The sequence below is a fragment of the Nocardia sp. NPDC050710 genome (genome assembly GCF_040654375.1).
Taxonomy (GTDB): Bacteria; Actinomycetota; Actinomycetes; order Mycobacteriales; family Mycobacteriaceae; genus Nocardia.
Window position 1 is genome coordinate 162,448 of the sequence record NZ_JBFAHV010000022.1, and the last position, 13,009, is coordinate 175,456.

The following is a 13,009-nucleotide window of genomic DNA, read 5'->3' on the forward strand; positions in this document are numbered from 1 at the left end:
TCGACCAGTATCTTCGGTGGGGTATCACCGGGCGAACCAGTTGGAGGTATGGGATGAGTGACGCGCACGGGATCGGCCGCAGGGAACTGCTGACGGGTGCCGCGGCGGTCGTGGCGGGTGCGACACTGGTCGGCCTCTCGCCCGCCCACGCCGTGCCGGTCGCGCCGGGCGTCACCAAATTCCCCTTCCAGGCCGGTCGCAGCGTGCGCGTATTGGTCACCGGTGACGCGGGAACAGGCACCCGCAACCAGTGGGCGGTCGCCGACGCCGCGCGCGAATTCCATCGCCGCGAACCGTTCTCGCTGGCGATCGGACTGGGCGACAACATCTACGAGAGCGGCCCGACCTCCGCGACCGATATCCAATTCGCGGAGAAGTTCGAAAATCCCAACACCGGCCTGGACTTCCCCTGGGCGATGGTCCTCGGCAATCACGACACCAGTTCGGTGCTGCCCGGTGACGGCGGCTGGTTGCTGCGCGGCAACCACGAGGTGGAGTACCACGCGAACTCGGCGCGCTGGTGGATGCCGAGCCGGTATTACTCGGTGCGGGTGCCGGAGGAGAACCCGGTGGTCGAGTTCTTCGTACTGGATCTCAACCCGCTCGCCGCCTACATCCCGCCGTTCCTCGCCCCGTACTGGGCGGTCGACGGCCAATACATGAACGAGCAGCGCGCCTGGTTGGACCGGGCCATCGCCGAATCGCCCGCGAAATGGAAGATCGCCTGCACCCACCACCCGTACCTCAACAACGGTCCGCACGGCGACGCCGGCCGCTACGAGGGCCTGTCGATCGAACCGATCAACGGCGTGCACGCCAAGCGGTTCTTCGACGAGCACGTGGTCGGGCGGTGCCACTTCATCCTGTCCGGGCACGACCATTCCCTCCAGGTGCTCGAGCCGACCCAGGAGTCGAAGGGCACCCGTCAGATCGTCTCCGGCGCCGCCGCCAAAACCGTCGGCGGTGAGCCGAAGATCACTCCCGGCGGAACCGATCACTCCGCGTTGTACGAGAACTACCACCAGCTCGGGTTCATGGTCCTCGATCTCACGCCGGGCAATGTCGACCTGCGCGTCGTGACCGTCGATCTCGCCACCGGTGCGGCCACCGAGACATTCGATCGCCGCCTCGCCTAGCCGGACGCGGTCGGTCCGCCCGGTGGCTCATCCGCGGCGGGGCCGAGCCGGGCGCGGCCGTTGTCCGTAGCGGTGCGCAACATTGCTGAATCGCAACACCATTGGTAACGCGGGCACCAAACCAGGCGCATGAGCGGTCGCGGCGACTACGGTGCATCCATGGCATCCGGTGATGGCTCCGACGACGGGTCGAACGTATCCGGCGGCTCCCCGACATCCGAACCAGGGGATGTGCCGCCGCCGGGCAGACATATCTACGACCCCGGGGCGGAATCGGTCTGGCTCGGCCGACGCCACCCCCAGCACCTCGGCCGCCCGCGCATTTCCACCATTCTGCTCATCATCGCTTTTGTCGCCTTGTTCGCCCTGTACATCGTTCTGGGCTGAGCAGCGCCGACCTGGGAATAATCCGGTTGCCGCGTCACTTAGAGTTGATCGTTATGAAGGAGAAGGGGCGCAAGGTCATCGCGACCAACCGCCGAGCGCGGCACAACTACACGATCCTGGATGTCTACGAGGCCGGGATCGCACTGGTTGGTACCGAGGTGAAGAGCCTGCGTGAGGGCAAGGCATCGCTGGTGGACGCGTTCGCGACGGTGGACAACGGCGAGGTGTGGCTGCGTGGGCTGCACATCCCCGAATTCAGCCACGGCACCTGGACCAACCACTCGCCGCGCCGCGTGCGCAAGTTGCTGCTGCACAAGCGTGAGATCGAACGCCTGGTCGGCAAGTCCCGCGAGGGCAATCAGACGCTGGTGCCACTGTCGATGTACTTTTCCGACGGCAAGGTGAAGGTCGAGCTGGCGCTGGCCAAGGGTAAGCAGGACTACGACAAGCGGCAGGATCTGGCCCGACGCACGGCCGAGCGAGAGGTCACTCGCGAGATCGGACGGCGCGTCAAAGGTATGCGCTGATCTCGCTCGGTCCGTGTCGTCGGCCGCGGTCGGCTGAGCGTCAGAGGCGTGCGCAGGGCCCGTGCATGACGAGCCGTTGCAGGGTCGGGCCGCGGTAGTCCGGGGTCAGGGTGCGCGAGCCGAGCGGTGCGGTCGGATCCGGCACGCTGATCACCGCTCGCTGCGCGGCCAGGTCGGGTTCCTGCGCGCCGTAGGAATGGATCGATGTCATGCCCTCGGTGTCCACTGTCAGATTGTTCATCTCACGTCGCAGCGCCTTCCGGTTGAGTTCGCCGTTCGCCGCGGCCGCGGTCAGCAGCGCCTTCATCGGGTACGAGCCCGCCCAGCCGAGGTTATAGCCCCAATTCGTCGGTTCGTGCGCGGCGGCGGCGCGCGCGTGCTGGGCGCCCAGGCTGCGGCCGTCCCAGCCGTCGACCGGCGAGGTGTAGTGGTAGAGCGTGGTCAGCGCGGGCGCCGCGGCGGTCTTGAGTAGCGCCCCGTTCCAGGTCGGCGCCGAGCCGAGAAAGCGCCCGGTATAGCCGGCCGCGACGAGAGTGCCCACGATTTCGGCGGTTTCGGCCGGACCGGTCGCGAGCATAACGAGATCCGGTGGGTTGGCGAGGATTTCGATAACGGGCCGGTTCTGGTTGCCGACCTCGCTGTTCGGGCCGGTGTCGATGCGGGCGGTGATCCGCGCGCCGTTCTCGCTGGCCCACTTCAGCGCCCCACCCGCGTAATCGCCACCGTAGTTGCCGCGGTAGGCGACGACGGCGATGTTTTGCGGCTGATACTGATTTCTGGCGAACCAGTCCAGCCCCATGATCGCCTCGGTGCAGTACGAATAGCCGCCGTCCAGGACCAGATTCCGATCGGTATCGCGGTACTGCCAGCCCGACCACAGCGTGCCCGCGGCGGTGATCATGTCGGCCTCGTCCATCTTGGGCAGCACCGCGAGGGTCTGGGTGGTGCCGAAGCTCATCGCCAAGGCGAGGACATGCGGCTCGATGTGGTGATACTGCTCGACGTGACGCTGCGGGTCGTAGCCGGTGTCCCTCGCGTAGCTGGAGATGTCGATCTCGTAGCCGCCGATGCCGCCGGATTTGTTGACCTCGTTCCAGAACGCCAGCTGGCCGTCATGCACGGTCATGCCCAGTGCGGCGAACGGTCCGCTCGCCAGATCGGAGAGCACACCGAGATAGATGCAGCCCTTGTTCTTATCGATGGCTTGTGGACAGGGCGCGCTGGTGACGCCGGGGCCCACGGTCGGGGTCGCGCCCTTCGAACAGGCGGCGGCCAGGATCAGGCCGATGATTAACGGAACAGCCGCGCCGCGGAACAAGCGGCGTCGGCGGTTGGTGATTGCCATGGTGTAGCTCCCTCGACTACTTCCGCCCAAGAACGGTCCCTCTCGGTGCGGCCGACGAAACATAACCCGGTATGCGAGATCGAATGAGCGGTTCGTGACACGGCTTCGTATCGATCGCAGGGGAGCCGGGGCGAACCCGATACGGCAGTCCGCCCCGACCCCCGCGGCTTACGGTTTGACACAGGGCTCGGTGAGGGAAATCTTGTCCTGGGTAGGTCCGTGGTAGTCGGTGACGATCGTCTTGAGACCCAGCGGCGAACCCGCGTCGGGGACCGCGACGACGGCCCGCTGCTTGGTCAGATCGGGCTTGGCCGCGCCGTAACTGTTGGCCGGGATCGCACCCTGGTAGTCGACTTGCAGACCATTGAGGGAGTCGCGCAGGCCCTTCCGGTTCAGCTTGCCGTCGGCCTGGGCCTTGGTCAGCAGCGCCTTCATCGAGTACGAGAACATCCAGCCCGAACTGTATCCCCAGGTGGCAGGCTCCTTGGCGGCGGAGGCACGGGCCGCTTTCGCGCCCGCACTGGTGCCGTCCCAGCCGTCCACCGGTGAGGTCGCATTGTAGAGCGCCGTGATGGCCGGTGCGGCAGCGCTTTTCAGCAGACCGCCGTTCCAGGTCGGACCGGAGCCGAGGAAGCGTCCCTGATATCCGCCCAGCGCCGCCTTCCCGATGATCTCGCCCGCTTCCGCGGGTCCGGTTGCCAGCAGCACCACATCCGGTGCGGCGGAGACGATTTGGCCCACCGGGCCGTCCTGGTTGCCGACCTGGGCATTGGGGCCGGTCTGGACCTGCGCGACCACCTCGACGCCGTTCGCCTCGGCCCATTTCTTCGCACCGGTGGCATAGTCACCGCCGTAATCGCCCTTGTAGCTGACGGTTACGATCTTCTTCGGCTTGGTCTTGTTCTGCGCGATCCAATCCAGACCCATGATCGCCTCGGAGCAGTAGGAGTAGCCGGACTCCAGCAACAGGCCCTTGTCGGTATCGTTGAATTGCCAACCGGACCACAGTGTTCCGGCCACCGCGACGAGGTTCGCGGCATCCATCCGATCGAGGACCGCCTGCGTGTGGATGGTCCCTAGGCTCATGGCCAGCGCCAGGACGTTCGGCTCCACCTGCTGGTAGCCCTCGGCGTGTTTCTGCGGGTCGTAGGCGGTGTTCTTGGTGTTCGTCGCGATATCGACCTCGTATTTGCCGCCGATGCCGCCGGATTCGTTGACCTTCTTCCAGAACGCCAGCTGACCGTCGTTGATGTCCTTGCCGAGGGCGGCGAACGGACCGCCCTCCAGGTCGGAGAGCACACCGAGATAGATACAGCCCCTGCTCTTGTCGACCGCGTTGGGACACGGCTCGCTGGTGACGCCCGGTCCCGTCGCGCCCGAGGATTCGTCCTCGGCGCTGGAACATCCGGCCAGGACCAGCCCGGCGATGGCGGGCACCGCGGCGAACCGTAGCAATCTGCGGCGAATTGTGCTGACTCCCATAATATTTCCTATCTGAACTAATGCTGATCAGTGAGAGAAAGGCCAGGTCCGGAAGTAGTTGCGGATACGCAACCCCAGCCCGGATATGCCCCTCGGTTCGAGTACGATCACGCCGGCGATCAGCAGGCCGAACAGGATCGTCTTCAACTCGTCGAGCGTGAAACCGAGGATCCGACCGCCCTCGGAGGTGATCGCCGGAAAAGCGTGCGTGAACTCCTCGAGCACGCGCGGCAGCAGCACCACGAAGCAGGCGCCGATGAGCGATCCGGTGATCGTCGCGGCCCCGCCGATCAGCACGATCGCCAGAAAGTCCACCGAGAGCAGCAGATTCCAGCGCTCGGGGCTGATCCGCCCGATCACCACCGATAGCAGGCCACCCGCCACCCCGGCGTAGGCCGAGGAGATCACGAAGGCCTGGGTTTTGGTGCGCTGCAACCGAACCCCCATCACCTCGGCGGCAATATCGCGGTCGCGGACGGCGGCGAAGGCGCGGCCGATCTTGGAGCACATGAGATTTCGTGCCAGTACCGCCATGATGACGAGCAACACCAGGCTGATCAGGTACAGCGCACGCTGTTCGTTGATCAGTACGCCCGCCACCCGGACCGGTTTGCGCAGGTCGGTGCCGAAGAGTACCGGCGGAGCGGGCGCCCGGCCGAGTCCGCCGCCGCCGGTGACCGAGGTCCATTCCTTGAAGATATGCTCGCCGATCATCACCAGGCCCAGCGTCAGCGTCGCGAGGTAGAGGCCGCGCACCCGGGCGGCGAGCGGCGCCACCAGCAGGCCGAGGGCGGCGGGGATCACCGCGGTCAGCGGGAGCCACAGTGCCATATCCCAGCCGAGGCCGTAGACGGCCCTGGTGCCGGTGCCACCGAATACCGCGGCGGTGTACGCGCCGACACCCACGAAGAAGGCATGACCGAGCGAGACCTGACCGGCATAGCCGGTCAACAGGTTCAGGCCGATGCCGCCGATCGCGTAGATCGCGGCCAGCGTGAGCAGATTCGTGACGTCCTTCGCCACGAAGAACGGCGCGAGCAGTGCCAGCACCAGCACGCCGCGGGCCCACCATGCCTTGGTGGGGGTGTTCCACGCGCTCTCGGCACGGGCGTAGGAGGTGTAGACCCCGGGGCGACCGCTGCGCACCGCGCGTGGCACCTTCGGGGCGTTGCGAGGCGGGGTCGGCAGCGTGGCGGTCATACGCGTTGTACCTCTCTGGCGCCGAAAAGCCCGTAGGGCCGGATCAGCAGGACCGCGAACATCAGCACATACGGCATCACCACATCGAAATTGGCGCCGAGCCAGGGTGCGATATCGGGCTGGTAGGTCTTGGTCAGCGCCTCGGTCAGGCCGACGATCATGGCGCCCGCGAGTGCGCCCGTCAGTGAGTCGAGACCGCCGATAATGATGGCGGGCAACGCCTTCAGCGCGATCATGGTGGCCGCGGCCTCGACACCGCCGGGTGCGGTCCCCAGCAGAATTCCGCCGACGGCCGCCAGCGCCCCCGCCAGGGCCCAGGAGAGTGCGAAGATGCGGCCGACATCGATGCCCTGCGCCATCGCGGTCTCCTGATCCATCGCGGCGGCCCGCATGGCCAGGCCATAGCGGGAGCGCTCCAGCCAGAGCACCAGCAGCGCGATCACCGCGAACGCGGTGAGCACCTTGAAGATGTCGGTGTAATTCACCGTCACCCCGTCGACACAGGCCGCGACCACGCTGTCGGCGGGCCGGTGGCCGCCGAGGCAGAAGTTGGACAGGCCCCACGGATCGCCCGAGCTGATCACCTTCGCGCCGAAAAGCTTGTTTACCAGCACGATTCCGGCCGCGAACAGACCGATCGTGACGAGGGTGGCGGCGAACGGCGGTCGTCCCACCATGGGGCGCAGGGCGATTCGCTCGGTGAGGACGGCGATGACCGCGACTGCCGCGATGGCGAGCGGGGCGGCGACCGCGAAGGGCAGGCCCGCCGAATCGACCAGATAGTAGGAGAACAACGTGCCGAAGGCCATGAAGACCGGCTGGGCGAAGTTGAGCACCCCGGTCGCGCGGAAGATGATCACGAAGCCGACCGCGATGGTCGCGTACATGCCGCCCGATCCGATGCCGCGGATCAGGGATTGGAGCAATTCGTTCATGGAGCCGGATCCGGGTCGGTGCGGGAGATGTTCTCGGTGCGGGTGATGGGTATGCCGAGACCGCGGAAGAAGGAGGCGGTGTCGGGGTCGGGTGGTATGTCGTGCGGGAGGGCGGAACCCTGGACGGTGATGCTCCAGAACGCGGCGCGGGTCTTGCGCAGCCCGAGCTTGTCGCGCAGGGCGCGGCCGCTCAGCACATAGCCCACGGCGAAGAGCAGACGGGATATCGGGGTGTACGCGCCCTGGCGCGTCGCGACGCGATCGATCGCACCGAGGGCGAGGCGGTAGCACGCGCGTTTGAGGCGGGACGCGGATCCCGTCCGTTCCTCGATATCGCTGACCATCCGCTGCCAGGTCGCCGCCGGAGCGAGACGCAGTGTCGGCTGGACCTCCCTGAGGTCACCCGTGATCGTGTCGTAGGACTCCGGGAAATGGATGACCACACCGAAAGCCGCACCGGCCCAGACGGTCAGCGCGCGTTCGGCAGGCTCGCACAGCGACAGGCACGGCAACACCACATCGCGGCCATCGGGCGACCGTCCCGGAATCGCCGTACGCAGACCGCCGAGCGCGCTCGCGATATCGCTGCCCCGGAGTTCCGTCGCCGCGGTGTCGTCACGGGCGGATTCGAACGGAAAGACCAGTGCGGCGAGGTCATCGGTGGTTTGTTGCGCTTCGGTGAGGTCGAGCAGGTCGGGATGGGCGACCCGGTGGGTGCGGCCGCGTTCGCGCAGTTCCTCGTAGGGGATCAGGCGCGGGTCCGTATAGTCCCGCAGCCCACGGTGTTCCAGATGGACGATCCAGCGCAGGCGCGGGCAGCCCGTCTCCACGGCCTTGTCGACCTGCTCCTGATCCTGCGCGATCAAGACCCGGACGGCGGCATCATTGAGGATCTGCTCCACCGCGGTGCAGGTGGTCGCCGGGTGCATGCCGACGAAAACGGCTCGCAGCGCGGATGTTCCGAGCTCGGCGTACAACCACTCCGGCCGGTTGTCCGCCAGCAGCGCGACCCGGTCACCGACGCCGATGCCCAGATCGGCGAGCCCGTGCGCGATCACGCGCAGTTCCTCGTCCAGTTGTGACCAGGTGGTCTGCTGCCAGATGCCGAGTTCCTTCGCGCGCAGGGCGACGGTATGGGGTGCGCGGCGGGCGCGGTCGGCGACGAGCCGGGGCAGTGCGCTGTCGTTGCCGGAGTCGGTGGTCGTGGGGGCTGGCGCGGTACTCATCGATCCGCCTTCCGGCTCGGTGGACGGCTCGTCATGGGTTTGCCTCCAGCACGGCCGCGCCGCTGTCGCTCGGCGAGTCGCCGGTGCCGAGGTAGGCGGCGATCACCCGGGGATCGGTGCGCACCTGGCTCGGGGTGCCCAGGGCGATGCGTTCGCCGAAGTCCAGCACCATGATCCGGTCGGCCAGGTCCATGACCAGGCGCATATCGTGCTCCACCATGATCATGGCGAGCTCCAGGTCGGTGCGGACGTCGAGGATGAATCGCGCCATATCCGTGGTCTCTTCGACATTCATGCCCGCCACCGGTTCGTCCAGCAACAGCAGGCGCGGTTCCATGGCCAGCGCCCTGGCCAATTCCACGCGTTTCTTCACGCCGTAGGGCAGTAGGCCGACCGGGTGATCGCGGACCTGCTGTAGTTCCAGGAACTCGATGAGTCCCTCGGCGTACAGCCGGGCCGCGAGTTCCTCGCGACGAGCCTTCGGCAGACGCAGGGCGGCGGCGACCGGTCCGTAGCGCAGATGCAGGTGACGGCCGAGCTTGATGTTGTCCAGCACCGTCAGGTTGTCGAAAAGTTCGATGTTCTGGAACATTCGGGCAATGCCGAGCCGTGCGATCGCATCCGGGGCGCGGCCGGTCATGGTCTCGCCAGCGAGGGTGATACTGCCGTGCTGCGGACGGTAGACGCCGGACAGACAGTTGAACAGAGAGGTCTTGCCCGCCCCATTCGGACCGATCACGGCCAGCAGTTCGCCCTCGGTCACTTCGAACGAGATATCCGAAAGCGCACGGGTGCCACCGAAGTTCAGGCTCAGGCCGGTGGCCCGCAACAGCGTCATGCCGCCCACCCCTTACGGCGTTTGTAATGTTTGAGATCGCGCAGCGAAACGTGGCCCTCCGCGCCGAGGCCCAGGTAGAACTCCTGGATATCGGAGTTGGCGGCCAATTCGGCGGCGGGTGCGTCCAAAACGATCCGGCCGTGTTCGAGCACGTATCCGTGCGTCGCGATGGACAGCGCCATCGCCGCGTTCTGCTCGATCAGCAGCACGCCGGTCCCGGCCTCGTTGATCCGCACGATCAGATCGCGGATCTGCTCGACCACCCGGGGAGCCAGCCCCAGGCTCGGTTCGTCCAGCAGCAGGTACCTCGGTTCGGCCATCAGGGCGCGCCCGATCGCCAGCATCTGCTGTTCCCCGCCGGACAGCAGCCCGGCGCGTTGTGTGCGGCGCTGCGCGAGCAGCGGGAACATCTCGTAGACCCGGTCCAGATGGGCCGCGACCCCCGCCCGCTTCCTGGTGTGCGCGCCTGCCCGCAGATTCTCCTCGACGGTGAACCCCGCGAACACCCGTCTGCCCTCCATCACCTGACTCACCCCGGCCGCGACAATGCGTGCGGGGTCGGCCCCGGTGATCTCACGGTCGTGTATCAGTACCCGGCCGGAGGTGATGCGGCCGCGATGGACGTCCAGCAGGCCGGTGATGGCGCGCAGCGTGGTGGTCTTTCCCGCGCCGTTCGCGCCGAGCAAGGCGACGATCCCGTGCTGCGGGACGCTGAGCGAGACGCCACGGCACACCAGAATGACGTCTTCGTACACGACGTGCAGGTCCCGAACTTCCAGCACCCGAGGCTCCTAGATTGTGCTCTGCGCCACTCTCACGCGCAGATGACGGCACAGTACCGGGCATGCGCCTCCCATATGTCCGTTTTGCGGAATGTGAGTCCTCTTGGTCTCAAAGGGTGGCCGGGATCGCGGGACATGCGGCGGAAAAATGGGAATGAGCGGGGTGGGAGGGAGTGTTAACATAACTAGCCCGCAAGGTGCGGGCACGTACGGGGCTGAACGGTTTCGACTGCGTACGTTGATTCAGGGGAAGCGTGTCGGTGCAGGCAAGAGACCACCGTAAGCGTCGTTGCAACCAATTAAGCGCCGATTCCAATCAGCGCGAGTACGCCCTCGCTGCCTAAGTAGCAGGTCGTCTCTGTCAGTCCGGGCTCGTCCCTCGGTCCGGGTACTGGCATCAGCTAGAGGGAATTACCGTCCGACTCGGTCGCGGAGCCGGACGGGACATCGAACAGCGACTGGGATCGTCATCCGAGCTTGTTCGCGAGACCCGGAGATCCGAGTAGAGGCTTAGCGAACTGCACACGGAGAAGCCCTGAAGACGCGGCGGAGGACCCGGGTTCGATTCCCGGCAGCTCCACCAAGCCCCTCACCTGAAACACCAGGTGGGGGGCTTTTTTTTGTGCCACGTCCGGGACCACCCGAAGGCCCGTGGGTACATTGTGGGCACTCGCCGAGGCCAAGGCTGCCATGTGAGACACGGTCTCGCTTGCGTTGGCTCGTTGGCTCTCCCTCCGCGCGGTTTCCGGATCAGCCGCCCGGTCTCGTTGGCGGTCGACTATGCAATCATGTGGCGAACGGCCAAGGTGCTGGCTGGGTGGGGAGATAGATGAGCGACAACCATGAATGGGACAGCTTTGCCACGAATCTTGCGGCGCTGCTGTACCGGAGTCCGGACACAACCATCCTGATTCTGGATGTGGGCGAGAGGTTCCTCGATTTCTCCAAGTCCGGCGACTGCCTCGTTGTCAACGTGTGCGACGATCTCAGCGAATTCGGGCGGCGATATCTCCGCGATGCCGGTTGGCGCGCCCCCGAGTCCGGCGAAAGCACCTGGCGGTGCGGAATCTGGGAACCGGAGCCGACGGATTACCGCACTATTGCGCTGGCAATGGTGGAGGTTCTGCGCCAGGGGTTCTCGGTTACCTCACCCATGGACGTGCACCTTGACGGATGGGTCGACGGCGACCCCGACTGCGAGCTACCTCTCGGCCAGTTGCGGGCGAGCGACTTGCCGCCGGCCGTCGGAGAGATCCAAGCCCTACTGTCGATCGCCGAAATGCTGCTGTCCGATCATTGGTGGCTCGTCACCGCGGTTCGATACAGCCTGCAGAACCCCGCCGAGTCACATCACTTCGGGCCGTGGCGCGGCTTCCTCTCCGCCCTCGGCGAGCCCTACTTCGGCGGGCTCGGCGTGCTCGCACAATTCGACTGGAAGCAAGACCCAGACCAGGTGCGAGACATGTTGCAGCGGCTGCCTTCCCACCCTGGCGGACTATCGTGGGAATGGTATCCGGGCTTCGCCGCCACCACCGCTGACTGGCATTCCGGCGACAGCACCGTAGCTTTCCTCGACCGCGTGGCCGAACACTGCCGTGCCCTCGGGTTCGCTCTGGTTTCCTTCGACACCGACAGCGACGACTACGCCGTCACATTCCTGCCCATCCGTCAAGTGGAGCGACTGAGCGTACTCACCGCCGAGGCCGGTCGTCGAGTGCGCGCCTTACCTTTCCACCGCTAGCAGTCACCGTGGCAGGGTTATGCCCACGTCGCACACAACTCGGCTACTTAACACTGGTGCCAGGGCCTGATCCCGGCCAGGATCGGGTCCAGGTACCCGGTGAGAAGCTCCCAAATCGGCTGCCCACCAGTGTCATTGGTGTGGCTCTCACATGGCTTGCCTCTCACCGGGTGCCGTGCCGGGAATGGCTGAAGAGGGGTTTGCCCAGCTCGAAGTAGCGGTGCCTTCCCGCACGGACCTCACACGTCGACACGGGAAGGACACACTGGTGACGGTCATCATCGGAATGGACCCACACAAACGCTCAGCCACACTCGAGATCATCGACCCAACCGGAAAGGTGTTGACCACCGGCCGATACGGCACTGATACCACCGGCTACGCCGAAATGCTCACCACCGGAAAACGATACCCGCAGCGAGTATGGGCGATCGAAGGTTGCAATGGTATCGGCCGTCATATCGCGCACCGTCTGGTCCATGACGGAGAGACCGTGATCGACGTGCCAGCGAAACTCTCGGCGCAGGTACGGGTGTTCGCGACCGGCAACGGCCGAAAAACCGATCCCGTGGATGCACATTCGGTGGCGTTGGCGGCGTTGCGGTCACCGGATCTGCGCCGCGTGCAGGCGGATTCGGAGTTGATCGCGTTGGGCATGCTCGCCGATCGCCGCGACGAGCTCGGCCGCGCCCGCACCGACACCGTCAACCGACTGCACCGGTTGCTGCTGGAATTGCTGCCAGGCGGGGCGAAGAAGTTCCTGTCGGCGATGCAAGCACGCAAGCTGGTCGCCACCGTCAAGCCCCGCGATCCGGCGGGCAAGGTCCGGCGGCGTCTGGTGGTCGAGTTGATCGGCGAACTGGAAAACATCGACCGCAAGATCAAAGCCTCCGACAAAGAACTGCGCGAGCTCGTCGCCGAGCATGGATCCACCCTGACCGATACCAACGGCATCGGACCCGCTGGCGCGGCCAGGCTGCTCGCCGATGTCGGTGACATCCACCGTTTCCGAGACCGGGACCGGTTCGCGTCTTGGAACGGCACCGCACCTTTGGACGCTTCCTCTGGCCAGCAGCAACGGCATCGGCTCTCCCGCGCTGGAAACCGCAAGATCAATCGGGTCTTGCACATCATGGCCGTGGTTCAATTGCGCCGTCCCAGCGCGGGGCGCACCTATTTCGACCGTCGCAGAGCCGAGGGCAAGACCTCGATGGAAGCGATGCGGGCATTGAAACGGCGCCTGTCGAATGTCGTCTACGCACGCATGCTCGCCGACCAACATCGACGGGAAACGGCAAGCCCGGGAGGGCAATCGGGACGCTCCTATAGATGTCAAGCTGGCTGTGCCGGGCTTCGGAAGTCGGCGCGCAGGGCTCGGAACACTTCACGTGCGAGGTATCGCTTGAGGCA

At 65.9% G+C, this 13,009-nt stretch carries 12 protein-coding genes and 1 other RNA gene; 6 read left to right on the top strand and 7 right to left on the bottom strand.

Features of this window, described 5'->3' with window-relative positions:
* Positions 1–53 precede the first annotated feature (53 nt).
* From AB0H61_RS30230 to smpB, 3 genes are all read left to right on the top strand, one after another.
* Complete coding sequence (locus AB0H61_RS30230) at positions 54–1,136, top strand: metallophosphoesterase (protein ID WP_357311063.1); 1,083 nt, start codon at positions 54–56, stop codon at positions 1,134–1,136.
* Between the two features lie 159 nt (positions 1,137–1,295).
* Entirely contained in the window at positions 1,296–1,523 is a 228-nt protein-coding gene (locus AB0H61_RS30235; RefSeq protein ID WP_357311065.1) for a hypothetical protein, read from the top strand.
* Between the two features lie 53 nt (positions 1,524–1,576).
* Positions 1,577–2,050: an SsrA-binding protein SmpB gene (gene smpB, locus AB0H61_RS30240; RefSeq protein WP_357311067.1), complete on the top strand. Its 474-nt coding sequence runs from the start codon at positions 1,577–1,579 to the stop codon at positions 2,048–2,050.
* A 40-nt stretch (positions 2,051–2,090) separates the two neighbouring features.
* On the opposite strand, the gene AB0H61_RS30245 is transcribed toward smpB, so the two are convergent.
* The 7 genes from AB0H61_RS30245 to AB0H61_RS30275 all read right to left on the bottom strand — a co-directional run bounded on the left by AB0H61_RS30245 (position 2,091) and on the right by AB0H61_RS30275 (position 9,858).
* Positions 2,091–3,395 (bottom strand): ABC transporter substrate-binding protein, encoded by a 1,305-nt coding sequence (locus AB0H61_RS30245; protein ID WP_357311069.1) that lies wholly within the window; start codon positions 3,393–3,395, stop codon positions 2,091–2,093.
* A 168-nt stretch (positions 3,396–3,563) separates the two neighbouring features.
* Entirely contained in the window at positions 3,564–4,877 is a 1,314-nt protein-coding gene (locus AB0H61_RS30250; protein ID WP_357311071.1) for an ABC transporter substrate-binding protein, read from the bottom strand.
* A gap of 27 nt (positions 4,878–4,904) precedes the next feature.
* Positions 4,905–6,077 carry a branched-chain amino acid ABC transporter permease gene (locus AB0H61_RS30255; RefSeq protein WP_357311073.1) on the bottom strand — a complete coding sequence of 391 codons (1,173 nt, stop codon included), beginning with the start codon at positions 6,075–6,077 and terminating at the stop codon, positions 4,905–4,907.
* Positions 6,074–7,012, bottom strand: coding sequence for a branched-chain amino acid ABC transporter permease (locus AB0H61_RS30260; RefSeq protein WP_357311075.1), 939 nt, complete (start codon positions 7,010–7,012; stop codon positions 6,074–6,076). Before AB0H61_RS30260 ends, AB0H61_RS30255 begins: the two co-directional genes overlap by 4 nt.
* Positions 7,009–8,238 carry an AMP-binding protein gene (locus AB0H61_RS30265; protein WP_357311077.1) on the bottom strand — a complete coding sequence of 410 codons (1,230 nt, stop codon included), beginning with the start codon at positions 8,236–8,238 and terminating at the stop codon, positions 7,009–7,011. The genes AB0H61_RS30260 and AB0H61_RS30265 overlap by 4 nt, the downstream gene beginning before the upstream one ends.
* A gap of 31 nt (positions 8,239–8,269) precedes the next feature.
* Positions 8,270–9,076: an ABC transporter ATP-binding protein gene (locus tag AB0H61_RS30270; protein WP_357311079.1), complete on the bottom strand. Its 807-nt coding sequence runs from the start codon at positions 9,074–9,076 to the stop codon at positions 8,270–8,272.
* Positions 9,073–9,858 (bottom strand): ABC transporter ATP-binding protein, encoded by a 786-nt coding sequence (locus AB0H61_RS30275; protein WP_357311081.1) that lies wholly within the window; start codon positions 9,856–9,858, stop codon positions 9,073–9,075. Before AB0H61_RS30275 ends, AB0H61_RS30270 begins: the two co-directional genes overlap by 4 nt.
* A gap of 211 nt (positions 9,859–10,069) precedes the next feature.
* On the opposite strand from AB0H61_RS30275, the gene ssrA reads away from it, so the two are divergent.
* The 3 genes from ssrA to AB0H61_RS30290 form a co-directional block, all read left to right on the top strand.
* Positions 10,070–10,441: a transfer-messenger RNA gene (gene ssrA / locus AB0H61_RS30280) on the top strand.
* 246 nt (positions 10,442–10,687) lie between these two features.
* On the top strand, positions 10,688–11,599 hold the full coding sequence (locus AB0H61_RS30285; RefSeq protein ID WP_357311083.1) for a hypothetical protein: 912 nt from the start codon (positions 10,688–10,690) through the stop codon (positions 11,597–11,599).
* A 286-nt stretch (positions 11,600–11,885) separates the two neighbouring features.
* Positions 11,886–13,009: IS110 family transposase (locus AB0H61_RS30290; protein ID WP_357311089.1), on the top strand; the 1,124-nt coding region annotated here is incomplete at its 3' end.